This window comes from Actinokineospora alba, from assembly GCF_004362515.1.
GTDB classification, from domain to species: domain Bacteria; phylum Actinomycetota; class Actinomycetes; order Mycobacteriales; family Pseudonocardiaceae; genus Actinokineospora; species Actinokineospora alba.
This window is the reverse complement of the sequence record NZ_SNXU01000001.1, coordinates 2,619,642-2,645,119: the sequence shown is the minus strand read 5'-3', so window position 1 is coordinate 2,645,119 and position 25,478 is coordinate 2,619,642. Positions and strand designations below refer to the sequence as shown.

At 70.7% G+C, this 25,478-nt stretch carries 30 protein-coding genes; 14 read left to right on the top strand and 16 right to left on the bottom strand.

Annotation, left to right across the window (positions count from 1 at the left end; all coding sequences use genetic code 11):
* Window positions 1-419: 419 nt before the first annotated feature.
* Together C8E96_RS12630 and C8E96_RS12625 are read right to left on the bottom strand one after the other, a co-directional pair.
* Window positions 420-1,067 (bottom strand): response regulator, encoded by a 648-nt coding sequence (locus C8E96_RS12630; RefSeq protein WP_091378322.1) that lies wholly within the window; start codon window positions 1,065-1,067, stop codon window positions 420-422.
* A complete protein-coding gene (locus tag C8E96_RS12625; protein ID WP_228770023.1) occupies window positions 1,064-2,185 on the bottom strand; it encodes a sensor histidine kinase in 1,122 nt (373 codons plus the stop codon). Before C8E96_RS12625 ends, C8E96_RS12630 begins: the two co-directional genes overlap by 4 nt.
* Window positions 2,186-2,317: 132 nt before the next feature.
* Between C8E96_RS12625 and C8E96_RS12620 the strand changes: the two genes are divergently transcribed.
* Complete coding sequence (locus tag C8E96_RS12620) at window positions 2,318-3,223, top strand: ABC transporter ATP-binding protein (RefSeq protein WP_091378326.1); 906 nt, start codon at window positions 2,318-2,320, stop codon at window positions 3,221-3,223.
* The gene (locus C8E96_RS12615; RefSeq protein WP_091378329.1) at window positions 3,220-3,987 is read left to right on the top strand and encodes an ABC-2 family transporter permease; all 768 of its coding nucleotides are present in this window, start codon (window positions 3,220-3,222) and stop codon (window positions 3,985-3,987) included. Before C8E96_RS12620 ends, C8E96_RS12615 begins: the two co-directional genes overlap by 4 nt.
* A gap of 39 nt (window positions 3,988-4,026) precedes the next feature.
* Here the strand turns inward: C8E96_RS12615 and tatB are convergent, their stop codons facing one another.
* Genes tatB through sigE form a run of 4 tightly spaced genes read right to left on the bottom strand, consistent with a single transcriptional unit; the run spans window position 4,027 to window position 7,434 of the window.
* Window positions 4,027-4,410: a Sec-independent protein translocase protein TatB gene (gene tatB, locus C8E96_RS12610; RefSeq protein WP_091378332.1), complete on the bottom strand. Its 384-nt coding sequence runs from the start codon at window positions 4,408-4,410 to the stop codon at window positions 4,027-4,029.
* 44 nt (window positions 4,411-4,454) lie between these two features.
* Window positions 4,455-6,212 carry a S1C family serine protease gene (locus C8E96_RS12605; protein ID WP_091378335.1) on the bottom strand — a complete coding sequence of 586 codons (1,758 nt, stop codon included), beginning with the start codon at window positions 6,210-6,212 and terminating at the stop codon, window positions 4,455-4,457.
* Window positions 6,213-6,251: 39 nt separating this feature from the next.
* Window positions 6,252-6,833 carry a zf-HC2 domain-containing protein gene (locus tag C8E96_RS12600; RefSeq protein ID WP_091378338.1) on the bottom strand — a complete coding sequence of 194 codons (582 nt, stop codon included), beginning with the start codon at window positions 6,831-6,833 and terminating at the stop codon, window positions 6,252-6,254.
* 28 nt (window positions 6,834-6,861) lie between these two features.
* Window positions 6,862-7,434: an RNA polymerase sigma factor SigE gene (gene sigE / locus C8E96_RS12595; RefSeq protein WP_176926794.1), complete on the bottom strand. Its 573-nt coding sequence runs from the start codon at window positions 7,432-7,434 to the stop codon at window positions 6,862-6,864.
* 244 nt (window positions 7,435-7,678) lie between these two features.
* On the opposite strand from sigE, the gene C8E96_RS12590 reads away from it, so the two are divergent.
* Window positions 7,679-8,305: an O-methyltransferase gene (locus tag C8E96_RS12590; protein ID WP_228770024.1), complete on the top strand. Its 627-nt coding sequence runs from the start codon at window positions 7,679-7,681 to the stop codon at window positions 8,303-8,305.
* A gap of 25 nt (window positions 8,306-8,330) precedes the next feature.
* Here C8E96_RS12590 and glgC read toward each other — a convergent pair whose 3' ends face one another.
* On the bottom strand, window positions 8,331-9,548 hold the full coding sequence (glgC, locus tag C8E96_RS12585) for a glucose-1-phosphate adenylyltransferase (protein WP_091378341.1): 1,218 nt from the start codon (window positions 9,546-9,548) through the stop codon (window positions 8,331-8,333).
* A gap of 128 nt (window positions 9,549-9,676) precedes the next feature.
* Here glgC and glgA point away from each other — a divergent pair, with 128 nt between their 5' ends.
* The gene (gene glgA, locus C8E96_RS12580) at window positions 9,677-10,849 is read left to right on the top strand and encodes a glycogen synthase (protein ID WP_091378344.1); all 1,173 of its coding nucleotides are present in this window, start codon (window positions 9,677-9,679) and stop codon (window positions 10,847-10,849) included.
* A 17-nt stretch (window positions 10,850-10,866) separates the two neighbouring features.
* Window positions 10,867-11,373 carry a GtrA family protein gene (locus tag C8E96_RS12575; RefSeq protein WP_091378346.1) on the top strand — a complete coding sequence of 169 codons (507 nt, stop codon included), beginning with the start codon at window positions 10,867-10,869 and terminating at the stop codon, window positions 11,371-11,373.
* Here the strand turns inward: C8E96_RS12575 and C8E96_RS12570 are convergent.
* The gene (locus C8E96_RS12570; protein WP_091378349.1) at window positions 11,298-12,794 is read right to left on the bottom strand and encodes a leucyl aminopeptidase; all 1,497 of its coding nucleotides are present in this window, start codon (window positions 12,792-12,794) and stop codon (window positions 11,298-11,300) included. The genes C8E96_RS12575 and C8E96_RS12570 overlap by 76 nt on opposite strands.
* A gap of 50 nt (window positions 12,795-12,844) precedes the next feature.
* Window positions 12,845-13,012 (bottom strand): DUF3117 domain-containing protein, encoded by a 168-nt coding sequence (locus tag C8E96_RS12565; protein WP_091378352.1) that lies wholly within the window; start codon window positions 13,010-13,012, stop codon window positions 12,845-12,847.
* A gap of 181 nt (window positions 13,013-13,193) precedes the next feature.
* On the opposite strand from C8E96_RS12565, the gene C8E96_RS12560 reads away from it, so the two are divergent.
* Window positions 13,194-13,988, top strand: a complete 795-nt coding sequence (locus tag C8E96_RS12560) for a PaaX family transcriptional regulator (protein ID WP_091378354.1) — start codon at window positions 13,194-13,196, stop codon at window positions 13,986-13,988.
* A gap of 20 nt (window positions 13,989-14,008) precedes the next feature.
* A complete protein-coding gene (locus tag C8E96_RS12555) occupies window positions 14,009-14,797 on the top strand; it encodes an enoyl-CoA hydratase-related protein (RefSeq protein ID WP_091378356.1) in 789 nt (262 codons plus the stop codon).
* Here the strand turns inward: C8E96_RS12555 and C8E96_RS12550 are convergent.
* The 4 genes from C8E96_RS12550 to C8E96_RS12535 are packed head-to-tail and all read right to left on the bottom strand — an operon-like array spanning window position 14,784 to window position 16,433.
* Window positions 14,784-15,338, bottom strand: a complete 555-nt coding sequence (locus tag C8E96_RS12550) for a DNA-3-methyladenine glycosylase I (RefSeq protein WP_091378359.1) — start codon at window positions 15,336-15,338, stop codon at window positions 14,784-14,786. The genes C8E96_RS12555 and C8E96_RS12550 overlap by 14 nt on opposite strands.
* Window positions 15,335-15,766 (bottom strand): SRPBCC family protein, encoded by a 432-nt coding sequence (locus C8E96_RS12545; protein ID WP_091379391.1) that lies wholly within the window; start codon window positions 15,764-15,766, stop codon window positions 15,335-15,337. Before C8E96_RS12545 ends, C8E96_RS12550 begins: the two co-directional genes overlap by 4 nt.
* The gene (locus C8E96_RS12540; RefSeq protein ID WP_091378361.1) at window positions 15,766-16,074 is read right to left on the bottom strand and encodes a DivIVA domain-containing protein; all 309 of its coding nucleotides are present in this window, start codon (window positions 16,072-16,074) and stop codon (window positions 15,766-15,768) included. Before C8E96_RS12540 ends, C8E96_RS12545 begins: the two co-directional genes overlap by 1 nt.
* A gap of 35 nt (window positions 16,075-16,109) precedes the next feature.
* Window positions 16,110-16,433: a PadR family transcriptional regulator gene (locus C8E96_RS12535; protein ID WP_091379393.1), complete on the bottom strand. Its 324-nt coding sequence runs from the start codon at window positions 16,431-16,433 to the stop codon at window positions 16,110-16,112.
* Between the two features lie 74 nt (window positions 16,434-16,507).
* On the opposite strand from C8E96_RS12535, the gene C8E96_RS12530 reads away from it, so the two are divergent.
* The gene (locus C8E96_RS12530; RefSeq protein WP_091378364.1) at window positions 16,508-16,987 is read left to right on the top strand and encodes a GNAT family N-acetyltransferase; all 480 of its coding nucleotides are present in this window, start codon (window positions 16,508-16,510) and stop codon (window positions 16,985-16,987) included.
* Between the two features lies 1 nt (window position 16,988).
* On the opposite strand, the gene C8E96_RS12525 is transcribed toward C8E96_RS12530, so the two are convergent.
* Window positions 16,989-17,849, bottom strand: a complete 861-nt coding sequence (locus tag C8E96_RS12525) for an NBR1-Ig-like domain-containing protein (RefSeq protein ID WP_133794381.1) — start codon at window positions 17,847-17,849, stop codon at window positions 16,989-16,991.
* A gap of 146 nt (window positions 17,850-17,995) precedes the next feature.
* On the opposite strand from C8E96_RS12525, the gene C8E96_RS12520 reads away from it, so the two are divergent.
* From C8E96_RS12520 to C8E96_RS12495, 6 genes are all read left to right on the top strand, one after another.
* Window positions 17,996-18,847 (top strand): C40 family peptidase, encoded by an 852-nt coding sequence (locus tag C8E96_RS12520; RefSeq protein WP_091378369.1) that lies wholly within the window; start codon window positions 17,996-17,998, stop codon window positions 18,845-18,847.
* Window positions 18,848-18,863: 16 nt separating this feature from the next.
* Entirely contained in the window at window positions 18,864-19,787 is a 924-nt protein-coding gene (locus C8E96_RS12515) for a C40 family peptidase (RefSeq protein ID WP_166657964.1), read from the top strand.
* A gap of 140 nt (window positions 19,788-19,927) precedes the next feature.
* The gene (tnpB, locus tag C8E96_RS12510; protein WP_228770025.1) at window positions 19,928-21,316 is read left to right on the top strand and encodes an IS607 family element RNA-guided endonuclease TnpB; all 1,389 of its coding nucleotides are present in this window, start codon (window positions 19,928-19,930) and stop codon (window positions 21,314-21,316) included.
* Between the two features lie 215 nt (window positions 21,317-21,531).
* Window positions 21,532-22,356, top strand: a complete 825-nt coding sequence (locus C8E96_RS12505; protein ID WP_091378374.1) for a hypothetical protein — start codon at window positions 21,532-21,534, stop codon at window positions 22,354-22,356.
* The gene (locus C8E96_RS12500) at window positions 22,353-23,012 is read left to right on the top strand and encodes an extensin family protein (protein ID WP_091378377.1); all 660 of its coding nucleotides are present in this window, start codon (window positions 22,353-22,355) and stop codon (window positions 23,010-23,012) included. The genes C8E96_RS12505 and C8E96_RS12500 overlap by 4 nt, the downstream gene beginning before the upstream one ends.
* Window positions 23,013-23,101: 89 nt before the next feature.
* Window positions 23,102-23,479, top strand: a complete 378-nt coding sequence (locus tag C8E96_RS12495) for a hypothetical protein (protein ID WP_133794379.1) — start codon at window positions 23,102-23,104, stop codon at window positions 23,477-23,479.
* 159 nt (window positions 23,480-23,638) lie between these two features.
* On the opposite strand, the gene C8E96_RS12490 is transcribed toward C8E96_RS12495, so the two are convergent.
* Window positions 23,639-24,538: a glucosyl-3-phosphoglycerate synthase gene (locus C8E96_RS12490; RefSeq protein WP_091379396.1), complete on the bottom strand. Its 900-nt coding sequence runs from the start codon at window positions 24,536-24,538 to the stop codon at window positions 23,639-23,641.
* 5 nt (window positions 24,539-24,543) lie between these two features.
* On the bottom strand, window positions 24,544-25,431 hold the full coding sequence (gene folP / locus C8E96_RS12485; RefSeq protein WP_166657962.1) for a dihydropteroate synthase: 888 nt from the start codon (window positions 25,429-25,431) through the stop codon (window positions 24,544-24,546).
* Between the last annotated feature and the right edge of the window lie 47 nt (window positions 25,432-25,478).

Sequence of the window (25,478 nt, the reverse complement as noted above, 5' to 3'; positions counted from 1 at the left end):
CGGCTTACACACGAGGACGACACGACCGCCCCTGAACCGGCTGAATCAAGGCCCGTTGGGGGCGGCTGTCAACTCACCCCGACCGAGCCGTGCCGAACCCAATAATCGGTTGGGTTGCACCTGCCCCCAAGGTGACAGGCCGATCCCAACGGCCCGTTGGGGCGGCTGTCAACTCACCCCGACCGAGCCGTGCCGAACCCGACAATCGGTTGGGTTGCACCTGCCCCCAAGGTGACGGGCCGATCCCAACGGCCTGTTTGGGTGGAGTGGTTTCTTTGGGGGAGAAGAAAGACCCCTAAACTCGCCGTGGTCGTGGGCCGAAGGCTCCCCCACCCGCTCTTCCACGACAGGGGTCTTTCTTCGTAGGGGCCCCAAAGAAACCACTCCACCCAAACAGGCACCAGCAACCACGGCCGCGATCAGCTGTTCGCCTTCACCAGTCCCGATTCGTAAGCTGCGATCACCAGCTGAGCCCGATCCCGCGCATGCAGCTTCGCCAGCAACCGCCCAATGTGGGTCTTCACCGTCGCCTGGCTCAGGACCAGCCGTTCGGCGATCTCGGTGTTCGAGCTGCCCCGAGCGATCAGCGTCAACACTTCCCGTTCGCGCTCAGTCACCCCCACAAGCTCACGCGGCGGCGCGGAAGGCTCTGGTAGGCGGGCGAACTCGGTGATCAGTCTGCGGGTCACCGAAGGCGACAAGAGGGCGTCGCCCTCGGCCACCCGGTGAATGGCGGACAGCAGGTCGGCGGGCGGGGTGTCCTTCAGCAGGAAGCCACTCGCTCCCGCCCGCAGTCCCGCGTAGACGTACTCGTCCAGGTCGAAAGTGGTCAGAATCAGGACGCGGCAAGGGGAATCCGCCAGTCGTCGGGTCGCCTCGATGCCGTCGACGCCGGGCATTCGGATGTCCATCAGGACCACGTCGGGGTTCGAGCGTCGGACGACCTCGACTGCTTCGGCGCCCGTGCCCGCTTCGCCCACCACAGTCAAGCCGGGGTCGGACTCGATCAGCACGCGGAAACTGCCGCGAAGCAGTGCTTGGTCGTCGGCGACCACCACCCGAATCACGACGAGGCCTCCGCGTAGGGGAGGCGGGCGTGGACCGCGAAGCCACCCTCGGGCCTTGGGCCGGCCGAGAATTCCCCACCATAGAGGGAAACCCGCTCCCGCATGCCGATGAGCCCGTGTCCGGAACCCGCTACCGACCCGCCCGGGCCGTCGTCGGTCACGTCGATGGTGACCACCCCCTCCGTACCGTCCACAGTGACCTGACAGCGCGCGGGCGCCGCGTGGCGGACCACGTTGGTCAGCGCCTCCTGCACGATCCGGTACACCGAAAGCCCCACCCCGTCCGGCAAATCGTCCACCCCACGGACTTCGAGGTCCACCTTGACCCCCGCCATCCCCGCCCGGTCCGCCAAGTCGGCCAGACCCGCGGGCGCGGGCGCCGGGTCGACCGGCACACCGTCCTTTGTGGACCGCAGTACGCCCAGCATCCGGCGCAGGTCGGCGAGTGCCTCCCGGCTGGTGGCCTCGATGTCGACCAGCGCGACCCGCGCCTCCGCGGGGTTGGACTCGGCGACGTGGTTGGCGACCGAGGCCTTGACCGCGATCACGCTCATCCCGTGCGCCACGATGTCGTGCAGTTCGCGGGCGATGCGCAGCCGCTCCTCCCCCACCGCGGCCCGCGCGCGCTGATCGGCCTCGCGCGCTGCCATGATCCGCCGCTCGCGGTTGGCCCGGCCGACCACCCAGGTGAGAACCAACACCGTCCACGTGATCGCGATCGACAGCACGTCGAGGCTCGGACCCACGGCCGACACCAAAGCCACCACCAGTGCGATCACCGACGGTGTCATCGCCAACTCCGCGGCGACGGCGTGGAGCACGAACGCGACGATGAGGACGCCCGCCCACCCGATGCCGAGCGCACCGGTGGCCACCCAGAGGCCGATCGCCACGGCGAACGCCGGGAGCGGCCACACCCTGCGCACCGTCAGGGGAACCCCGAGCGCGACCGAAACCGCCCAGGCGAACCACATCGGGAGCCCCGGCTGCGGCGCCCAGGCGCCCGCGGCCAGGTTCGCCCACACCACCGAGGCCACGAGCACGCCGAACACCACATCCATGATCACCAGGGTTCGGCGGCTGAATCTGCCCGCCAGCACTGCTCGCACGTCGTCCACGCCAGGAAACCTAACGCCCGAACCCGCCCGCCGCGTCGGACCAGCGGTGTCATACCTGGGTCGGACCCGGCCCGGCCAAGTGCCGTCCCAGGGCCGATCCGGCCAGAGCCTGATCCGGGGACCGTTGGCACCGTGATCGAGATACGCGAACTGACCAAACACTTCGGCCGCACAGTGGCCGTCGACGGACTGAGCTTCACCGTCCACCCCGGGCAGGTCACCGGGTTCCTCGGGGCCAACGGCTCCGGCAAGTCCACCACGATGCGGGCCGTGCTCGGCCTCGACCGGGCGACGTCCGGGGAGGCGCTGGTCAACGGCAAGCGCTACCCGAGCATCCAGCGGCCGATGTTCGAGGTCGGCGCGCTGCTGGACGCGGGCGCCGTCCACGGCGGCCGGACCGCCTTGGCGCACCTGCGCTGCCTCGGCCTGAGCAACGGGATCGGCGCCGACCGGGCGCGCACCGTGCTCGAACGGGTCGGTCTGGGCGGGGTGGCGAACAAGCGGGTCGGCGGGTTCTCCCTGGGCATGAAGCAGCGGCTGGGGATCGCCGCCGCGCTGCTCGGCGACCCGGGCGTCCTGCTGTTCGACGAACCGGTCAACGGGCTGGACCCGGAGGGCATCCGCTGGATCCGCACCCTGATGCGGGATCTGGCCGCCGAGGGCCGGACCGTCCTGGTGTCGAGCCACCTGATGAGCGAGATGGCGCTGACGGCCGACCACGTGGTGGTGATCGGCCGGGGCAGGCTGATCACGGAGACGTCGATGTCCGACCTGACCGCCCGCTCCCACCGCGATGTGCTGGTCGCGACCCCGGACCCGGACGGCCTGGCTCCGGTGCTGCGGGCGGCGGGCGGCGACGTCCGGCCCGATGGCGCGGATCTGGTCGTCACCGGCCTGACGCCCGCCGAGATCGGCGACCTGGCCCTGCGTTCGGCTTGCGCCATCCACGGCCTGACACCGCGCAGCGCCAGCCTGGAGGACGCCTACCTGGAACTCACCGACGACTTCGTGTCCTACCGGGCGGAGGCCCTGCGATGAAGAACACGATGCTTTCCGAGTGGCTGAAGATCCGCTCGCTGCGGTCTTCGTGGGCGGTGCCCGTGGTGGCGGTGTTGACGGTGGCCGTCGGCGGCCTGCTCGCCGCGTTGATCACCGCCGAGTTCGACCGGTCGACGCCCGAGCGACAGGCCCTGTTCGCCAGCGCGGACATGTCGGTGGTGCTGCTGCCGCTGGTCGAGCTCACGGTGGCCGCGGTGGCGGCGCTGGTGATCACCGGCGAGTACGGCACCGGCTCGATCCGGCCGACCATGGTCGGTGTCCCCCGCCGGTCCGTGCTCTTCGGGGCGAAGTCGTTGGTCGTCGGCGCGGCGGCGCTGGTGACCGGTTTGGTGGCCTCGTTCGCGATGTACGCGCTGAGCTGGATAGCGGTGGGCGACCGCCCCGCGCCCATCCGGCCGTGGGAGTCGGTCGAAGCGGGCCTGACGACACCGATCGCGGGCGCTGTCGCCGTGACGGTGGTCGCGCTGCTGGCGCTCGGCCTGGGCACGGCGCTGCGGTCGACCGCGGGGGCGGTCGTGTCGGTCACCGTGCTGATCTTCGTGGTGCCGATCATCTCGACGCTGCTGCCCGCACCGTGGGACATGCGGGTCTACGCGGTGTCGCTGCTGCACCTGCCGCCGCAGCTGGCCGGGACCGCGCCGGACGCGCTGTTGTCCCAAGGCGCCGCCCTGCTCCTGGCGGCCGGGTACGCGCTGGTTCCGCTCGCGGTGGGGGCCTGGCTGTTGGCTCGACGGGACGCCTGACGCGGATCGGGAACGGCGCTCTCGGGTGCCGTTCCCAGGTCAGGTGGCGTCGGGGTCGAACGGGGACTGCTGCGGCGGGGTCGCCTTCGGCGGCTCCGCGGGCCTTTCCGGGATCGCGGGCTGCGGGGCGTGGCCGTTGGGCTTCACGCCGTTGTCGTTGTCGCCGAAGAGGTGGTTCGCGACCAGCTGCTTCGGGTCGAGGTTGCGCAGCTGCTGAAGGTCCTGCAGCGGTTTGCGGAGCTCGTCGTACTCGGGGCCGAGCTCGGACTTGAGCTGGTCGCGGGCGCCGGTGGCGTACTCGCGGACCTTGCGGACCGTGCGGCCCACCCAGGCGGCGGCGTCCGGGAGCCGTTCCGGCCCCAGGATGAACAGGCCGGCCACGCCGAGCACCAGGATCTCGGCCCAACCGATGCTCTCGAACACCCTTACCTCCGAATTAGCCGACCGTCCCCGCCCAGGTTATCCCGTCAATCTGACTGCAGGGTTACCTGAATGGTCAGCTCTTGGCCTTGTCTGGCCAACACGACCGGAACGGTCTGCCCTGGCTGGTGGCTGCGGACCGCCACGGTCAGCTCGGCGGCGTTGCGGACCTGCCGGTCGCCGAGCTTGCGGATGACGTCGCCCTCGGCGATGCCCGCCCGGGAGGCGGCCCCGCCTTCGGTGACGTTGACGACCTGGGCGCCCTCCGCGGTCTCCGCCGACACCGACCGCACGTTCGCACCGAGGTCGGCGTGCTTGACCTTGCCGTCACGGATGATCATCTCGGCGATCCGCTTGGCGTCGTTGGACGGGATGGCGAAACCGAGGCCCACGCTGCCGGTGTTGCCCGAGCCGCTGCTGCGGATCGCCGAGTTGATGCCGACCAGGGCGCCGGTGGAGTCGACCAGCGGGCCGCCCGAGTTGCCCTGGTTGATCGAGGCGTCGGTCTGGATGGCGTCGTAGGTGATCGGGGCCTGCCCGTTGTCGCCGCCCGCGACGACCGGGCGGTGCAGGGCGCTGACGATGCCCTCGGTGACGGTGTCGGTCAGGCCGAGCGGGGAGCCGACGGCGATGACGGCGTCGCCGACCTTGAGGTCGTCGGAGTTGCCGAACTGCAGGACGGTCGGGTTAGTCACGGCGACCTTGATGACCGCGAGGTCGGTCTTCGGGTCGGTGCCGACGAGCTTGGCCTCGGCCCGGGTGCCGTCGGTGAAGACGGTGGTGATCTTGGCTTTGTCGTCGGCGCGGCCTTCGAGGGTGACCACGTGCCAGTTGGTGACGATGTAGCCGGCACCGTCGATGAGGACACCGGAGCCGGTGCCGCCGCCCTGTTCCATCCGGACCTCGATGGACACCACGGCGGGCCGCACTCGCGCGGCGATGTCGGACACCGAGCCCGCGGGGCGCTCCTTGCCCGCCTCGGCCTGGGCGAGGGTGACGTCGCTGGTCAGGGCGTCGCCACCGCGGGCGACGACCCAGCCGACGAGACCGCCGACCGCGCCGATCAGCAGCGCGACCAGACCGAGGATCCCGAGGGCCACCGGCTTGACGCGCCTGCCGAAGAGCACCTCGGTGAGACTGAGCTGACCGCCCGGCGGGCGCTTGGCGGTGCCCGCCGAGTCGTCGGGTTCGCGATCGAGGGCGGGCGGGCCGATGACGGCGCCCGCGGCCGGGTCACGCCACGGGTCGAAACCGTCCTCGGTCCACATCGGGTCGTCCTGGGCGGACGCGGCGGGCGACCCTGGAGGGCGTTGGAGGACGACGTCGGAGTCGCCGGGGGGCCTGCCGAAGGCGCTGCTGAGCGACTCGGGGGGCGGTGGGGCGGAGGTGAAAGTGCCGACCGGTGTCGGCGCGGGGGCGGTGGGCGAGAACGCGCCGTCGACGCCCGCGGGCCTGCCGAAGACGGCGGCGCTGGACGGGTCGACCGCCGGCCGGTCGAGCGGCCGGGGCCCGACACGCTGCTGGTAGTCGATGGCGGGCGGCTCCGGGGTGGCGGGCGGATCCAGGCGCGCGTCTCGGTTGAGAACGGGCTGGGTGACGGTGGCGTCGACCGGCTGTTCACCGCCCGGGAGCACCGAGCCGACCGGCACGGTCTGCTGACCGGGCTGCGGCACCGGGGTCGCCCCGTCGACCACCTGGGTGGCTTCCGGGTCCGGGGTGGCCCCCGGGCCGCGGTCAGCCGCGGTGGGCTGAGGCGGTGCGGGGGTGTTCGCGGCCTGGGTCGGCTCCGAGTTGTGCTCGCTCATCGCTGCTCAGCATGCCCGGCGGACGGTTAAGTGGGCGTACTAGCGCGCTGGGACTGTGCCGAAGTGGGCGTTCAGCTGGCCGCCGACGAAGCCCGCGGGTTCGGCATCGGAGCCGAAGTTCGGGTCACTCGGACCCTCGGGGCCACCGGTGTTGACGAACGCCAAGGCGCCGAGAACCAGGCCGGACACCACGACGCCCGCGCCCTGTGCGGCGCGTCTTCCCGGGCGGCGGCCCAGGACATTGCGGCTCTCGCCGAGTTTTGGGGACGACCCCAGCGGCACGCTGCTGCCGAAGGCGGCCCTGTCGGTGCGCTGGACGGCGACGAGCTGGCCGTCCTCGGTGACCGCAAGGCCATCCGGGGTGGCGGGCAGGTCGACTTCCTGCGGGATCGCCCGCAGCGACGCGAGCAGACCCGCGGGCATGGCCGGGGTGTCGGCGGCGCGGACCGCGGCCCGGGCCTGGCGCTGGGCGTTGATGTCGGCGGCGCACCACGGGCACTTGGCCAGGTGCGAGGTGACCCGGTCGACCGCGGTGCGCGACAGCTCGCCGTCGACGAAAGCGACGACGGCGTCGGGCAGCAGGTGCTGTTCGGGCAGCCCCCAGCCACGCTCAAGGCTCATCGGTTCGACTCCGTGGTCGAGAGGGTCATCACAGGCCTTCCCGTGCGAGCTCGCGGCGACGCTCGAGCGACGCGCGGAGGGCCTGGCGGCCCCGGTGGATCCTGCTCCGCACAGTACCGAGCTTCACCCCGAGGGTGGCACCGATCTCCTCGTAGGAAAGACCTTCCACGTCACACAAAACCACCGCGGCGCGGAACTCGGGCGGCAGCTCGTCGAGCGCGGCCTGCAGGTCCGGGTCAAGGTGGGTGTCGGAGTAGACCTGCTCGGGGCTTGGGTCGTCGCCGACGAGCCGGTCGGTGTCCTCGGGCAGGCCTTCCATGCGCAGCCGGGAGCGGCGCCGGGCCATGTCGAGGAACAGGTTCGTGGTGATGCGGTGCAGCCAGCCCTCGAACGTGCCGGGCTTGTAGGACGCCAGCGACCGGAAGACCCGGATGAACGTCTCCTGGGTCAGGTCCTCGGCGTCGTGCGCGTTGCCGGAGAGGCGGTACGCGAGGCGGTAGACGCGGTCGCCGTGTTCGCGCACGACCTCGTCCCAGGACGGCGGCGTCCAGGCCGGGGCGTCCAAGCCGACCGGCTTGTTGTCCAGGACCGTCTCGCTCATCGGCTGCGTCTGCATCGTGGGGATACGCACCTCCTGAAGGCTGTGTTGCCCACTGCCGGTTCCAACGTGCGTGTCGCCCATCTTGTTCCCCCTCCACGACAGATTCCCCGTCTTGGCGATGAGCATTCAGCACGCCCATGTGGCGACCGTGAGAGTCGGCTGAGACCTGCCTGAGAAAACCGGTGACGTGCTCCACGGCAAGGTTCACCCGATTTTGGGACTTCCCTCGCTAGTCTGCGTCCCTGTGGGACCGGAAACCGCGGCTGAGCTGAGCGACTACGTCGAGGCCTACCTCGCCGATGACGAGGTGCTGGCCGCCGCACGGGCCCGCGCCGTGGCCATGGGCTGCCCGCCCGCGAGCCCGGCCACCTGCGCCGCGCTGCGGTTCCTCGCCGCGGTCCTGCAGGCCAAGGCCGTCGTGGAGATCGGCACCGGCACCGGCGTGAGCGGCCTGTCCCTGCTGCGCGGGATGGCCCCCGACGGCGTCCTGACGTCGATCGATGTCGACCCGGAACACCAGGCGGTCGCCAAGCGCGCATTCTCCGACGCGGGCGTGGCGCCCGGCCGCGCCCGGCTGATCATGGGCCGCGGGGTCGACGTGCTGCCCCGGCTGACCGACAGCGGCTACGACCTGATGTTCGCCGACGCCGCCAAGGCCGACTACCTGACCTACTACGCCCAGGGTGTGCGCCTGCTGCGCCCCGGCGGCGTGCTGGCGTTCGACGACGTCAACGCCGCGGCCGACCCGGCCCGCCGCGACGTCGAGAGCACCGCGCTGCGCGACGTCGCCAAGCTGGTGCGCGAGGACGACCGGCTGGTCCCACTGCTGCTGCCCACGGGCGACGGACTGCTGGTCGCGGCCAAGATCTAGCTGTGCGCCAGGCACGAACGCTGTGTCATTCGGCGCGGACGCCCTTGCCGAGAACCACCACACCGTTCGCGCTCACCGTGTACTGCTGGCGGTCGGCCTCTTGGTCGACCCCGATGCGGGCGCCGTCGGCGACGATCACGTTCTTGTCCAGGATCGCGCGCCGCACGGTCGCGCCCTTCCCGACCCGCACGCCCGGCAGCAGCACGCTGCCCTCGACCACCGCGCCGTCCTCGATCACCACGTCCGCGCTGATCACCGAGTCGACGACCGACGCACCGGAGATGATCGCCCCCGGGCCGACGATCGACTCGACCGCGGACCCCAGGTTGACGAACTTCGCCGGCGGCAGCGGCGGCGTCGCGGTCCGGATCGGCCACCGCTGGTTGTAGAGGTTGAACACCGGGTGCACTGAGACCAGGTCCTGGTGGGCCTCGTAGTAGGCGTCCAGGGTTCCGACGTCGCGCCAGTAGCCGCGGTCGCGCTCGGTGGCGCCGGGCACGTCGTTGTCGTCGAAGTCGTAGACGTGCGCGGTGCCCGCGTCGACCAGCATCGGGATGATGTCGCCGCCCATGTCGTGCAGCGAGTCCGGGTTCGCCGCGTCCGCGCGAAGAGCGTCGAGGAGCGCGCTGGTCTTGAACAAGTAGTTGCCCATGGACGCGAAAGTCACGTTCGGGTCGTCGGGCACCGACGGCGGGTCGGCGGGCTTCTCCAGGAACCGGGTGATCCGGCCGTCGGCACCGGAGTCGATGCAGCCGAAGGCCCGGGCCTCGGCGCGGGGCACCCGGATCCCGGCGACGGTGACACCCGCGCCGGAGTCCATGTGCCGGTCGAGCATCTGCTCCGGGTCCATCCGGTAGACGTGGTCGGCGCCGAAGACCGCGATGTGGTCGGGCGCTTCGTCATAGACCAGGTTGAGCGACTGGAAGATCGCGTCGGCGCTGCCGGTGTACCAGCGCGGGCCGAGCCGCTGCTGCGCCGGGACCGGGGTGATGTACTGCCCGAGGACGCTGGAAAGCCGCCAAGTCGTGGAGATGTGCCGGTCGAGCGAGTGCGACTTGTACTGGGTGAGCACGCACAGCTGGTGGAAGCCGCCGTTGACCAGGTTCGACAGGACGAAGTCGACGAGCCGGTAGTTGCCCCCGAAGGGGACGGCGGGCTTGGCGCGGTCGGCGGTGAGCGGCCACAGCCGCTTGCCCTCCCCGCCAGCCAGCACGATGCCTAGTACGCGCGGCCGGCCCTTCACGTCTCGACCCTAACCGGAGATCGCGGAGGGTGGCCACCGCTGACACGCCCACCTGCCCGCTCGTCGCCCCACGTTCACCCATGCGCCGCAATGCGTTCCGCCAGGTACCCGCGACTACGGTGAAGCGCGTGCACATCGGATTGCTGACACGCGAGTACCCACCGGAGGTCTACGGCGGCGCCGGCGTCCACGTGGGGGCGCTGGTGCCCCGGCTGCGTGGACTGGTCGACGTCGACGTGCACCGCATCGGCGGACCGGTCCCGGGCGCCTTCGCGCACGCCCCGCTGCCGGACCTGTCCGCGGTCAACCCGGCCCTCGGGATGCTCTCGGCCGACCTGGCGGTCACAGCGGCGACCGCGGGCCTGGACCTGGTCCACTCCCACACCTGGTACGCGAACCTGGCCGGGCACCTGTCCGCCCTGCTGCACGATGTGCCGCACGTGGTCACCGCGCACTCGCTGGAGCCGCGCAGGCCGTGGAAGGCCGAGCAGCTCGGCGGCGGCTACCGGCTGTCCTGCTGGATCGAACGCACGGCCTACGAGTCGGCGGCGGCGGTCATCGCGGTCAGCGACGGCATGCGCGCCGACGTCCTGGACTGCTACCCGAGCCTCGACCCGGAGCGGGTCCACGTGGTCCGCAACGGCATCGACACCACCGAGTACCACCCGGTCTCGGAGACGGACGCGCTGGTCAGCGAGGGTATCGACCCGGATCGGCCGATCGTGGCGTTCATCGGCCGGATCACCCGCCAGAAGGGGGTCGGGCACCTGATCGCCGCCGCCCACCGGATCGACCCGGCGGCCCAGATCGTGCTGTGCGCGGGCGCCCCCGACACCCCCGAGATCGAGGCCGAGACCCGCGCCGCCGTCGCCGAGCTGGCCGAATCGCGCGAAGGGGTCTTCTGGATCCAGCGGATGCTCGAACAGCGCGAGGTCCGGCAGGTGCTCAGCCACGCCGCCGTGTTCGTCTGCCCGTCGGTCTACGAACCGCTGGGCATCGTCAACCTGGAGGCGATGGCCTGCGGGACCGCGATCGTGGCCTCCGACGTGGGTGGCATCCCCGAGGTGGTCGCCGACGGCGTCAACGGCCTGCTCGTGCACTACGACGAGGCCGACACCGAGTCCTACCGCGCGGGGTTGGCCGAGGCGGTCAACCGGGTACTCGCTGATCCCGCACGGGCGGCCGCGATGGGCGCGGCAGGCCGCGAGCGGGCCGAGCGGGAGTTCTCGTGGACGACGGTGGCCGAGCGCACAGTGGCCGTCTACACGCGGGTGACCGCTGAGAAACCGGTCAGGAAGTAGCACTTACTGTGTTCGCTGTGGAGGGTCGACTGGTTCGCTGGGTCACGCGGCACCGGGTGCGGTTCAGCAAGTACGCGGTGGCCTCGATGGTCGCGACCGGTATCACCCAGCTCGTGCTGTACGGGCTGTACTCCTCCGGCGGCTTCGACGCGACGTCGGCCAGCGCGATCGGGTTCGTCGCGGGCGCCGTCCCGCACTTCGTGATGATCCGCTGGTGGGCGTGGAGGCAGCGCGGGATGCCGAGGCTGACCAGGCAGGTCGTCGGCTATCTCGTGGTCACCGGGCTCGGGGGGTTCGTCTCGGTGGGGCTGACGACCCTCGCCGAGCTGGTGTTCTCGCCACTGGTCGTCGACCGCGACGCCCGCACGCTGGTGTTGATCATGGCTTACCTGCTGGGCGGGCTGCCGGTGTTCGTGGCGAAGTTCGCGTTCCTGGACCGCGTGTTCGGTCAGGTGTACGAGGCCACCAGCTCCACGAGCGTGCGCGCGGCGAACCCGGTGGCGCCGGGCACCACGTCGTCGTAGGACTTGTCCGACCGCGCCGGACCCGCGATGTCCAGGTGCGCCCACGGGGTGTCCCCGGTGAACTGGCGCAGGAACAGGGCCGCGGTGATGCCGCCAGGGCCGCTCGGGCACTGCCGGATGTCGGCGACCTCGCTGACCACGGCGTCGGCGAACTGCTCTTCGAGCAGCGGCATCCGCCAGAAGGCCTCGCCGACCCGGGCGCCCGCCTCGCGCAGCCGCTCGGCCAGGGCGTCGTCGGTGGCGAACAGGCCCGCGGTGCGCATGCCGAGGCTGACCTTCATCGCGCCGGTCAGGGTGGCGACGTCGACCAGCAGGTCGGGCTTGAGCGTCGCCCTCGCGTAGGCCAGCGCGTCGGCCAGGACCATGCGGCCCTCGGCGTCGGTGTTGGTGACCTCGGTGGTGGTGCCGCCGTAGTGGGTCACGATGTCGCCGGGCCGGTACGACGACCCGGAGACGTGGTTCTCCGCGCACGGCACCAGCGCGGTGACCCGCACCGGCAGGCCGAGCGTGCCGATCGCGACCATCGCCGCGATGACGGCGCCGCCACCGGCCATGTCGGTGCGCATCAGGTGCATGCCCTCGGCGGGCTTGATCGAGATGCCGCCGGTGTCGAAGGTGATGCCCTTGCCGACCAGCACGACGTGCGGGCCGGTCGCGCCCTTCGGGTTCCAGGACAGCTCCAGCAGCCGCGGCGGCCGCTCGGACCCGCCGCCCACAGCCAGGACGCCGCCGAAACCGTTGCTCGCGAGCCAGCGCTCGTCGCGGATCTCCGCGCCGAGTCCGGCGACCTTGCCCGCCGCCTTGGCCGCGGTCTTGGCCAGCCAGGCCGGGTCCTTGACGTTGGACGGCGCGTTGGCCAGGTCACGGGCGAACGAGGTCGCCGCGGCCAGGACGGCGGACCGTCTGGCCGCGGCGTCGATCTCGTCGCGACGCTCCCCGTCGGGGACCACCAGCCGCAGGCCGCGCACGCGCGGCTTGGGCTCCTCGGCGGTCACCTTGAACTTGTAGCCACCCAGCACGACGCCGCGGACGAACGCCGCGACCTCGTCGGCACCCGCGTCCGCGGGCAGTTCGACCTGCAGGCCGCGGTCGGCGGCCGACTTCGCACCGTCCAATGTGGCCTCGGCCGCGCGGACCAGGGCCGCGCCCGCCGAACGCCACTTCGCCGACTCACCGTCCCCCAGACCGAGCACCCAGCGGACACCGGAATCGACCGGACCGGCCTGGGCCTCGCCCGCCGCCCCGGTGAACGCCACCAGGTCGGCCCACGCTTCGGGCAGCCGGTCCCCGCCGGGGCCGAACTCCGGCGGACCGTCGGCCGACGTGCGGCTGAGCACTACGAGCGGCACCCCCTTGCGGGGGCTCGCGGTCACCTCCACGTCGGGCAGCGTCGTCGGCAAGGTCGGCACCGGCGTGGACAAACATTCCTCCGTGCAGTGGGTAAGGCTCAGGGTTTGTGAATCAGGACAGATCAGCCCGCGGCGACCTTGAGCGCGTCGCCCAGGTCGCTGGCCTCCTCGGGCGTCATCTCGACCACGAGGCGTCCACCGCCCTCCAGTGGGACGCGCATCACGATGCCCCGACCCTCCTTAGTCACCTCGAGGGGACCGTCTCCGGTCCGGGGCTTCATGGCCGCCATAGCGTGCTCCCTCCGTCATAGCTCGCCCACCCGACCAAATGAATCGGCCGAGTCGGTGACATTCTCCCCTATCCGGTCTCACCGGTGAAATCGAACCGATCATCGCGTGTCGGCTGACAGGCCAAGATGGGCTGGAAGCCAGGTGGCGCACCGCCCACGGGGACTGACAGACTCCGTCGTCGTGCGCGCACGTTCGGCCTTATTCGACGTCTACGGCGGTTACCTGCGGGGGCGCGGGGGCGCCGCGGCCATCGCCGCGCTCGTCCGGCTCCTCGAACCGCTGGACTTCGGCGCGCCCGCGATCCGGACCGCCGTGTCCCGCATGGTGCGACAGGGCTGGCTGGTCCCGGTGCGGCTGCCCGAGGGCCCCGGCTACGCCCTGACCCCGCGCGCGGAGCGCAGGCTCGACGAGGCCGCGGCCCGCATCTACCGCACCGGCCCGTCCACATGGGACGGACGCTGGCACGTCGTGGTGCTGGAGGAACTGCCCGGCCGGGTCGCCCGGGAGCGGCTCGCGTCGTCGCTGCGGCTGCTCGGCTACGGCCCGCTCGGCCCGGCGACCTGGGTAGCGCCGCGCCCGTCGCCGGAACTGGCCGACGTGCTCGCCGACGTGCCCGCGCGGGTCTTCCACGGCGCCCACGACGGCGCCGACGCCGAGTTGGCCGCCACCGCCTGGGACCTCGACGAACTGGGCGCGGACTACACCGGGTTCGTCGCGATGTGGGAGCCGATCATGGCCGCGGTCGACGGCTCGGTGCCCGCGGAGGCGTTCGCCGCGTCACAGCGGCTGCTGCACTCGTGGCGCAAATTCCTCTTCCGCGACCCTGGCCTGCCCGCCGACCTGCTGCCGGAGGACTGGCCGGGCCGCGCGGCGGCGGAGTTCTTCGACCGGCACACCGCCCGCCTTGCTCCGGCTGTGACAAAGTTCCTCGACGACTGCCTGACCCGAGGTGGTAAGCAGAGGTCCACCGCTTAATCCGCAGGAAGGTAGGGGCTGTGTCTAAGCCGTTGTTGATCGAGGACCAGGCCGGTGTTCGGACGCTCACCCTGAACCGCCCGGACGCGTTCAACTCGCTGACCGTCGAGCTCAAGGAAGACCTGCTCGCCGCCCTGGAGGCCGCCGCGGCCGACGACTCGGTGCGCGCGGTCGTCCTCACCGGCGCGGGCAAGGCGTTCTGCGCGGGGCAGGACCTCAAGGAGCACATGGCGCTGCTGGCCGCCGGGGACCCGGCGCCGCTGTCGACTGTGGACAAGCACTACAACCCGATCGTCTCGGCGATCACCGGCCTGCCCAAGCCGATCATCGCCGCGGTCAACGGCATGGCCGCGGGCGCGGGCGCGTCCTTCGCCTACGCCTGTGACCTGCGGATCACCGCGTCGACGGCGAAGTTCCTGATGGCTTTCGCCAACGTCGGCCTGACCGCCGACTCGGGTGCGGCGTGGACGCTGCCCAGGCTGATCGGCTACGGCCGGGCCATGGAGATGATGCTGCTCGCCAAGCCGGTCGACGCCGAGGAGGCGCTGCGGATCGGCATGGTCACCCAGGTCGTGGCGCCGGAGGACGTGCTGAGCACCGCGCAGGCCCTCGCCCAGACCATGGCGGCGGGCCCGACGACGGCCTACGCGAAGATCAAGGAAGCGATGCTGGCGTCGGCGGGCGGGCCGCTGGCCGAGGGCCTCGCCGTCGAGGGCCGCACGCAGGCCGAGGCGGGCGCCACCAGCGACCACAAGGAAGCGGTCGACGCCTTCGTGGCCAAGCGCAAGCCGAACTTCACCGGGAAGTAGCGCGCCAGCAGGTCTCGATGTGGTCGTCGACCATGCCCGTGGCCTGCATCAACGCGTAGCAGGTGGTGGGGCCGACGAATGCGAAGCCGCGCCGCTTGAGGTCCTTGGCCATCGCCTTCGACTCCGCCGTGACGGCGGGGACGTCGGCGAGGGTGGCGGGCCTCGGGCGGTCGTCGGTCGGGGCGAAGGACCAGAGCAGGTCGTCGAGCGGGGTGTCGAGGTCGAGGATCGCGCGGGCGTTGCGGATGGTGGCCTCGATCTTCATCCGGTTGCGCACGATCGAGGCGTCGGCCATCAGCCGCTCGACGTCGGCCTCGGTGAACGCGGCGACCTTCTCGGGGACGAAGCCCTCGAACGCGGCCCGGAAGCCTTCGCGCTTGCGCAGAATCGTGATCCACGACAGGCCGGACTGGAAGGCTTCCAGGCTGATCCGCTCGTAGAGCTCGTCGCGGCCGCGCAGGGGGACGCCCCACTCGGTGTCGTGGTACTCGGCGTAGTCGGGGGTGCTGTCGCCCCAAGGGCAGCGGATGCGCTCGGTCATCGTGCCTCCGCGAATCGCGCGAAGCGGCGCAGCGAGTAGCGGATGCCCGCGCGGAACGCGGGTCCGACGACCTTCCAGCCCAGGCCGATCACGGGTCCGGCTTCGAGCCGCTCGTGCCAGACGAACGTCGACTCGGCGCCGCGCGGGCGGACCTCGAACAGCCCGGTGCCGCGCACGAACGTGCCCGTGTGGCGGACCGCGCAGCGGGTGGGCGGGTCCCAGGCGGTGATGTCCACGGTGTCAGTGAACCCGAGGGGACCGACACCGGTGAACGCCGAGAGCCGGGACCCGACGCCGCGGCCGTCGCCCGCGGTGACGTCGACGTGGGTGCCGAGCATCCACTCGCCCTGGCGGGCCCAGTCGGTGATCGCCGCCCAGGTGGCCTCGGCCGGTGCGGCGACGTCGACCTCCTCGGTGACCGCGATGATCACGCGTCGCTGTCCGCCTGCTGTTGGGCTTCGAGTTCGGCCACCCGGGCCCGCAGGTCGTCGAGCTCGTCGCCGACGCGGCGCAGGACCCAGTCGACCTCGGTCATCTTGTAGCCGCGCAGCACGAGCTGGAAGCGCACGGACCGCAGGTCGTCGCCGGTGACGCCGTCAGCGGGCAGCCGGGTCGGCGAGGCGCCGGGCGGCAGGGCGGGAAGTTCCTCGCCGCGGCCGAAGACGACGGAGACGAGCAGGAACACCACCGCCGCGACGAGCATCATCACGACGAGGTAGAGGAGCGCGGTGGTCACCCCGCGATCGTGTCACGACGTCGGAGGACACACCACTAGGTCACGGGTTCGAGGACGGTCCCGATGGTGGAGGTGAACTCGCGCCAGGCGGCCCGCTTGGCGGCGAGGGCGTCGAGACCGGCGCGGGTGAGCTGGTAGGTGCGGCGCTGCCTGCCGGAGACGGTGCTCCACTCGCTGTGCAGGTAACCGGCGTTCTCCAGCCTGCGCAGCGCCGGGTAGACGGTGCCGGTGGGCAGGTCCAACGCGCCTTTGGTACGGGCCTGGACTGTCTCGATGATCCCGTAGCCGTGCAGGCGCCTGCCATCGAGCGTGGCGAGCAGGACAGCGTCGAGGTGACCACGCAGCGCGTCCGTCATGATCGCGACCTTACGGGCGGAGGCAAGGCCGGGAAATCGTGTTGCGGGCCGCCCACGGGGTCGGAAACGCTGCACGAATGCGCGAGATAGAGGTACGACAGGCCACAGCCGACGACTGGATGGAGCTGCGGGCGATTCGCGTGGCCGCGCTCACCGCCGACCCCTCGGCCTTCGGCGCGACCCTCACCGAAGAGTCTGGCTACGACGAGGCGCGCTGGCGTTCCTGGCCCGAGAGCTGCGGCGTCTTCCTCGCCACGCTCGACGGCGAGCCGGTCGCGATCGCGGGCGGGAAACCGGATTCCGACGACGTGGAACTGATCTCCGTGTGGGCGCGTCCAACCCTGCGTGGCACCGGGGCGGGCGAGGCCGTGGTGCGGGCGGTGATCGACTGGGCGCGTGGGCGGCGGGCCGGGCGGATCACCGCGTGGGCAACGGAAGGCAACGATCGGGCGTTGCGCTTCTACCGCAGGCTCGGGTTCATCCCGACCGGCCGCGACGACGCGCACCCGCACGATCCCGCGCTGCGGGAGCTGGAAGTCGCGCTCCCGTTGGCGTGAGTCACGGGGCGGCGGGATTCGCCGTCGTCGGCGCCATGTGCGCGGGCTGCGGGCCGGACAGCTTCGTGACGACGTTGACGATGAAGAAGATCGGCCGCGAACCCGGCAGCGTCACCTGGTTGCGCTCGTCGACCATCTTGTAGTCGACCTTGCAGATCCCGGGCTCCGACCCGGCGATCACGATCGCGGTGATCTTGACCCGGTCGCCTGGCGGCGTGGTGCCGATCGGCACCCGTTCCGGGGCCTGGCAGCCGCCGACGGAGTTCTCGCGGCGCATGGCGCGGCCTTGCCACAGCACCGTTCCGCCGTTCTCGATCTCCCAGATCTTGGTGAAGGTCTCGTTGACCACGACCTCCGCACCGTCGGGCACGGTCACGTCGGTGATGAACCGGCTGAAGTCGCCGGAATACAGCGGATCGTATGGCGTCTTGCCGAAGTGGTAGACCGAGAATCCGGCGACGAGCGCCGCGACGACGATCCCGACGGCGATCGCGATTCTCCCGCGAGTCCACCAAGTTCGTTTGACCGTCACCTCATTCACCACTCGCGCGACTTCTTCGCGCAGTGGCACAATGGCTTCGTCAGGCGATAACTCGGTTTTCAGCGCGACCCATTTCGCCCGCCATTCCCGTTCGTCGCCACCGCATACCCGGACGAACTCGCGGGTCGTCTCCCACGACGGGAATCGGCTGCCGCCCGCCGCTTCGTGCAGCGTCGTGTGCGAGATCACCCCCGACGATCCGGCCATCTTGCGGAACGACGGGGTGCCCACCGCCTCCCGCAGATCCCTTAATTCCGAGGCGAAACCAGCGATCAGATACCGCCGAGTATCCCTGTCAGCGGCTTGTTCAGGCACGATCACCGACCCCCTGTCAGATCTGTTGTAAGGGCTTGTCAGAGCGCGTAAGCGGCTACCGGACAACCCCCGCGGCGGCCCATCGTAGGGCCATGCCCCGACGCCGCCCCGAACGGCCCGGGCTGATCCGAATCACACGAGGGAGACACAGGGTGAAGACCATCAATGTGGTGGCCGCGGCCATCGCGGCGGCGAGCGTGCTGACGCTCAGCGCCTGCGGGTCTTCCGGCGACGGCCTGGCCGCCGCGCCGGAAGCGACCGAAATCATCACCAGTGGCGCGGTAATGGCGGAGAACGCGCCGGGGAACGCCGCCACCGATGACGCCGAAGAAGCGGCGCTCGACGGCGACGAAATCAATTCCGCGATCGGGCCGAAGTCATTCCCGGCGAAGGTCGCCATCAACGGCCGCAAGAAGATCGGCCAGGACGCGAACGCGCCCGGCCACAAATACGACGCCTACAAGGCGGGCCAAATGGTCCCGGTCAAGTGTCAGGCGAAGCACGGCAGCGAGGTCTGGGACTACACCACCGACGGCTGGTGGGTGCCGGACAAGTACGTCAAGACCGGCACCGACGGCTTCGCCCCCGGTGTGGCCCGCTGCGCGGGAAGCGGTGGCGGCGGCAACGGCGGCGGGGGTGGCGGTTCGGCCGCGGCGGACCCGCGGGCCAAGGAGGCCATCGCGTTCGCCCGGGCCCGCCTCGGCGCGACCGACTGGAACAACCAGTGCGAGCTGTTCGTGGAGCGCTCGGTCGGCACGTCCGGCAAGCAGTACTCGGCGATGACGCACTACGAGTGGCAGAAGGCGCGTGGCCGCATCCACACCGGTTCGGTTCCGCCGGCGGGTTCTGTCGTGTTCTTCCGCAGCACCACCAAGTGGGGCCACGTGATGCTCTCGATCGGCGACAACAAGGCGATCAGCACCGGGCCGAAGGTCTACCAGGACAACCACTTCCGCAACCGCTCCGACTACCTCGGCTGGGCCTACATGCCCTCCGACTGGTGACCCAAGGACTATGACGATGCGAACGACGATGCGAACCAGCACCAAGATCCTGGCCATGGCGATGATCGCCGGCCTGAGCCTGACCGCGTGCGGCTCGGCCGACCCGACGCCGTCGCCCGCCCCGGTCGCCGCCGACGGCGAGTTCACCGATGCCGACTTCGAGATCGACCCGGCGATCAAGCCCAAGGGCTTCCCGGCGAAGGTCGACATCAACGGCCGCAAGAAGAAGGGCCAGGACGCCAACGCCCCCGGCCACAAGTACAACGCCTACAAGGCGGGCCAGACGGTCCCAGTCAAGTGCCAGTCCAGCGCCTCCGGCGAGATCTGGGACTACACGAGCGACGGCTGGTGGGTGCCGGACAAGTACGTCAAGACCGGCACCGACGGCTGGGCGCCCGGCGTCCCGCGCTGCGGTGACGAGAGCTCCGACGGCGGCGGCAAGAAGGTCCACGGCCGCAACAACGGCCCGGCGGGCCCGACGACCGGCACCCGCGCCGAGAAGATCAAGCGCGTGCTCGACGCGGCCAAGTCCCAGACTGGCAAGGGTTACCTGTACTCGTGGGGCGCGGGCGGCAAGGGCGGCCCGTCCTACGGCGTCGAGCACCGCCAGCGTGAGGGCGGCGACGACTACTACCGCTACGGCTACGACTGCTCCGGCTTCACCCTGTACGCGTTCTGGAAGGGCGCGGGCATCGACATCGGGCCCGCCACCACCCAGCAGTACACCTCGGGCAAGAAGGTGCCGCTCAACCAACTCGAGCCGGGCGACCTGATCTTCTGGGGCGACGGCGACAAGCCCAGCACGACGACCCACGTGGCGATCTACGTCGGCGGCGGCAAGCTGATCGAGGCCTCCTGGCCGCGCAACGGGAACAGCGTGCGGATCAAGGAGCTCTACGGCCAGTCCAGCTGGACGGCGCACGCCATCCGGGTCATCTAGCCGCCCCGGGGACGTCGGCGGTCGCGACACCGTATCCCCCAGGACGGTCCCGACCGTCGACCCTCAAGGCCCTGCCGGTGCCCACACCGGCAGGGCCTTTTGGGCGGTTTTGTCGGTCGTGCTCGGTAGGGTCCGCGCCGATGATCGTGTTGCAGGCATTCCGGTTCGCGCTTGACCCAACCACGGCCCAGGAGGGCGGGTTGCGGTCCCATTGTGGTGCGCAAAGGTACGCCTATAACTGGGGTCTTGCCCTGATCAAGGCCAACCTCGACCAGCGGCGTGCCGAGGCCTCCTACGGGATCGCCGGCGTGGATCTCACGCCACCGGTCGCCTGGTCGCCGTACTCGCTGCGCCGGGACTGGAACCAGGCCAAGGAGGCGGTTGCCCCGTGGTGGAGTGAGAACTCAAAGGAGGCGTACTCCTCCGGCTTGGCGAACCTCGCGACCGCATTGAAGAACTGGAACGCGTCCAAGACCGGCAAGCGCAAGGGTACGAGGGTTCGATTCCCGACGTTCAAGGGCAAACGTACGGCGCTGTCGTGTCGTTTCACCACCGGAGCGTTTGGATTGGCCGAAGGTGACCGCAGGCATGTGAAGCTGCCGCGCATCGGCCTCGTGCGCACCCACGAGTCGACTCGGAAACTGGCCCGGCACGTCGACCGGGGTACCGCGCGCATCCGTTCCGCCACGGTGACTTACCGGGGTGGGCGGTGGTTCTGCTCGTTCTCGGTCGAGATCGACCGCCGCGACCCCGCCCCGGGCCGCCCGGACTCGGTGGTCGGCGTGGATCTCGGGATCAAGTCGCTGGCCGTGCTCTCGACCGGTGAAGTCATCGCCAACCCGAGACACCTTGATGTCGCGCTGCGGGACCTGCGCAGGTTGGGGAGGCAGGCGGCCCGCCGGATCGGCCCGGACCGGCGCACCCGGCAGGCACCCTCGGGCCGGTGGCGCAAGACCCAGGCCCGGATCGCCCGTCTGCACACAGCGGTGGCCAACGCCCGCCGCGACGGACTGCACAAGCTGTCCACGCGCCTGGTCCGCACCCACGGTGTGATCGTCCTCGAAGACCTCCACGTCGCCGGAATGATCCGCAACCGGCGCCTCGCCCGGCACATCGCCGGAGTCGGCATGGGCGAACTACGCAGGCAGATCACCTACAAATCCGGGTGGGCCAGCAGCCGCGTGCACCTCGCCGACCGCTGGTACCCATCCTCGAAGACCTGCTCGGCCTGTGGCGCCGTGAAAGCCAAACTGCGCCTATCCGAGCGGACGTTCCACTGCGACCAGTGCGGATACGCGCTGGATCGCGATCTCAACGCCGCCCGCAACCTCGCCGCACTCGTGGACGAGGTCACGGTCGGCATGTCCTCCCCGAGTTGCGGGGCGACACAAAACGAGCCCGATGGAAACCCACGTAAGACCCGCACCACGCGGGCACCGGGTACCGCCACGGGAAGACCCAGCCATAAGGCCAGGTCAACGCCGCATCGTGAGATGGCGGCTCACGACACGGTGTCAACTGCCTCGTGAACGGCCTTTTGGCGTATCGGACTGGTCCAGATTGGGCGGAACGGACGTATCCCAAGTGGATCGACGGGTCCTACACTCGGAACTGTCGTGCCAATCCTCCACTAACAGCTCGTGCTTGTCGTGTGCACTTTTCCCTTATCTCCGAAGGGTTTCCCGTGCAAACATCAGCTGAATTGGGACCGAACGAACCAGATCGAATCAGCCGCCGGACGTTCGTGATCGGCGCCGCCGGGCTCGCGGCGGTGGCCGCGGTCGGACCGGGCGCCGGACTCGCGGCGGCGTCCACCGAGGTCGACCTCTGCGCCGGTGTGGCCGTCGTCGGCGACCACCCCCAAGTCCTGTGCCGACAGGACTCCCGCTGGGTGCTCATCGGCGACGACGGTGTCGCCAAGGCCACCACCGGACTTGCCGGCGCACTTGTTCTCGACGTGGCCACCGACGCGCGCGGCGCTCTGGCCGCGGGCTCGATCGACGGCGAGGCCGCGCTGTGGTCGTCCGCGGACGGCCTGGCCTGGCGCGAAGTCCTGCGCCTGCGCGGAAGGCGGTCGATGTTCACCGCCGTCGCCGCGAGCCCGAGCGCGGCGATGGCGCTGGGCTCGGACCTGTCCGGCGAGGACGTGCCGCGGGGCACCATCGCCGCCCGCAGACTGGGCGCGAACTGGAGCCTCGGCGCGGTCACCGGCCTGGAACCGACCGCGTACGTCACCACCCTCGCGGTGGGTCGAAACGGTTGGCTCGCCGGGACCATCGGATCTCAGGAAACCGTGCTCCACGTGTCGTCGGACGGCGCCGCGTGGTCCGAACTCGCCGCGGGCAGGCTCGACGACGCGGCCGTGCAGGGCGTCCTAGACGACGGCTCGGTCCGCTGGGTCGGCAACGCCATCGGCGGTTCCGCCGCCCTCGCGGGCACCGTCGGCGCGGGCCGCGGCCCCGCCGGAGTGCCCGACCGCGCCCACGCGGTCGGCCTGGTCCGCACCCACCGGGGCCGCGTCTCGTACTGGCTGCTCGACGGCAAGCTCCAGACCGCGGAGGTCCGATGATCACCTTCCAGCGCATCGACGGCACGCCGGCGTACTACTGGCGGTCCAGCCGGGGCAACACGACGCTGCGGAACTGGCAGTGCACCCAAGGGTTCTACGACAGTCTGGTGCTCTGGATCCGGGACCTGCGGTCCTTATCGTCGGCCTACGGGAGCATCACGTACCTGGTGTCGGCCGGGTTCTACGTCAACAAGCCCGGCCAGCACGGCGCGGGCACGGCGATGGACCTCGACTACGTCCGCTGGAGCGGCGGGCAGGTCAGTAGCCCACTGGACCAACACCACGCCTCCGCCACGGCGTCGCTGCGCAAGCGCTACCTGGCCGTGGACGCGGTGTGCCGCAGGCGTTTCCGCTACGCGCTGGACGGTTGGTACAACTCCGCGCACGCCGACCACATCCACTCCGACTTCGGCGGCCTGCCGGTGCTGTGCGTGAAGAGCTCGGAAAGCGACACCAAGTTCGTCCAGGCCATGTGCAACAACTTCCGCGGCTCGGGCCTGGTCGTCGACGGCATCTGGGGAACAAACACCCAGAACGCCTTCAACGGCGCGAAATCGGCGCTCGCCGTCACGGGTGATCCACACACGAGCTCGGCGGCATGGCAGTCGATGCTGTCGAAGATCGCCACGAAGGGCTTCGCGAACCAGACGTTCTGACGGCTGCCGATCGGCGTCTCCGACCGCGGGGGCGCCGATCGCCCGGTCGAGACCTTGCGGAGAGTTCTGAAAAAGTTCGGAATAGAGGTATGTCAACCGAGGTTCAGCTGCAACGCGACCCCACGAGCGTCGCCGCCCTCGCCGATCGCGGCGAGGTCCATGTGCGCCGTCGCGACGGGGCCGCACTGCTGCTGACCAGGGTCGATCGCGCGGCGGCGACAGCTGATGGCGCGGTGCACGCCGCGCGGGCGCTGCGCAGCCTGCTCTCCCACCTGCCGAAAGAGGCATGGGAGGCGGCTGCTCGGTCGCTGACTGACGAGTTCCCCTGGGTCGACGCGCTCCCGGAACGCGACCGCCACCGGTTCGTCGCGGACTTCGCGCGCGCGTTCCAAGCCTCTGCCGACCACCGCGTTTGGCCACGCGGACGCCGAACTGGCGGCGGCTCTCACCGAGCCGATCGACGGTGACGATTTCGGGTCCGTGCCCACACCCACCGAAACCTGATTCTCACCGAACGCCCTGTCACGCCGGAGAATCCCGCCAGGCAGCATCGATTGCGTGGCTCGCTCGGCACAAGGACGATCGGTGGCCGCGAGTACCGCGCACCCGAAGATCACCGAGTGAGCTCAGCGGCCGACCAGGATCTCGGCCATCGGCGGTCGGTCGGCCACCAGCACGTCAATGGTGTCCGGCAGCCACTCCCCGCCCACCTGCACGAACTGGGTCAGCTCACCCGACCCGGCCTCGATCCCACACCGGTCCAACGCCGTGCCCAAGATCTGCCGGGCCATCACCCCGAGCTGCAGCAGCGACCGGTTCCGGTGCTTGCGCACACCGAGGTTGACCTGCGCCAACCCCTCCAACCCGTACCGCGAGTGGGCGTCGAGCAGCAGTCCGATCTCCACCCCGTACCCGGCCGCGAACGGGACCGACTGCAGGAATTCCCGGGTTGCCGCGTATTCGCCGCCGAGGGGCTGGATCACGCCGGACAGCTCCGGGCGTAGGGCCGACAACACGGGGCGGGCCAGGAGTTCGGTGACGCGGCCGCCGCCGGTGCCCGCCTCCTCGCTCTCCATCCGCAGCGGGCGCCGGTAGAAGCCCTTGACCAGGTGCACGCCCGACGCGGTCAGCAACGGGCCGAGCAGCGACGGGACGAACGCCGGGTCGGGCTCGATGAGGTCCGTGTCCAGGAAGACCAGCAGGTCACCGGTGGTGGCGGCCAGCGACCGCCACAGGACTTCGCCCTTGCCGGGCCGTGGCTCGAGGTCCGGGAGGACGTCGCCGCGGTGGACCACCCGGGCTCCCGCGGCGGTGGCGACGGCCGCGGTGTGGTCGGCGGAGCCGGAGTCGAGCACGATGAGTTCGTCGACGAGGGTGCCGAGCAGCGGCCGGACGGACTCGACGACCTGGCCGACCGTGCCCTCTTCGTCCAGGGCCGGGAGCACCACGCTGACCGTGCGGGTTCCCTTGGCGCACACCAACTGCGAGATTGTCCACTCTGGACTCTGCCAGGTGTGGTCCAGCATCCCGCTCACGCGAGTGCCCGAACCGCGCGCGCGGGCGGTCTCGTCCCGGCGATGCTCGCCACCATGTCCACCACCTGCCTTGTCTGCCGCACCTCGTGCGCGCGGAAAACCCGTGCGCCCGTCCACGCGGACACGGCCGTCGCGGCGAGTGTGCCATCGACCCGCTCACGCAGGCCAGCACCGAGGGTCTCGCCGATGAAGTCCTTGTTCGACAGCGCCATGAGCACCGGCCACCCCGTGGCGACCAGCTCGTCGAGCCTGCGCAGCAGCTCAAGGCCGTGCCAGGTGTTCTTGCCGAAGTCGTGCGTCGGGTCGATCAGCACCCCTTCGCGGGGGACGCCGAGTGTGACCATTCGCTCGGCCCGCTCGACCAGCTCGGCGACGACCTGGGCGACGACGTCGGTGTAGCGGACCCGGTGCGGGTCGGTGCGCGGCTGGGCGCCGCCGGTGTGGGAGCAGACGATGCCGACCCCGAACTCGGCGGCGACCTCCGCGAGCAGCGGGTCGGCACCCGCCCAGGTGTCGTTGATGAGGTCGGCGCCCGCCTCACAGACCGCGCGGCCGACCTCGTGGCGCCAGGTGTCGACGCTGATGACCAGGTCGGGGTGGCGGTCACGGACGGCCGTGACGAACGGCACAACCCTGCGGGCCTCCTCGGCCGCGTCGACCGGTTCGCCGTGGGACCCGGCCCGGACGCCGCCGATGTCGACGATGTCGGCACCGTCGGCCACCGCCTGCTCGACTGCGGCCAGCGCGGGCCCTTCGGCGAATGTCGCGCCCTGGTCGTAGAAGGAGTCCCTGGTGCGGTTGACGATCGCCATCACCAGCGCCCGGTCCTGCGGGACCGCGCGCGTGCCGAACCGGAGCTGATTCACGGCTACCGATCGTGCCATGGACGACGGGTGACCGGGCGTCGGCGTGGTTACAGTAGAGACGACCA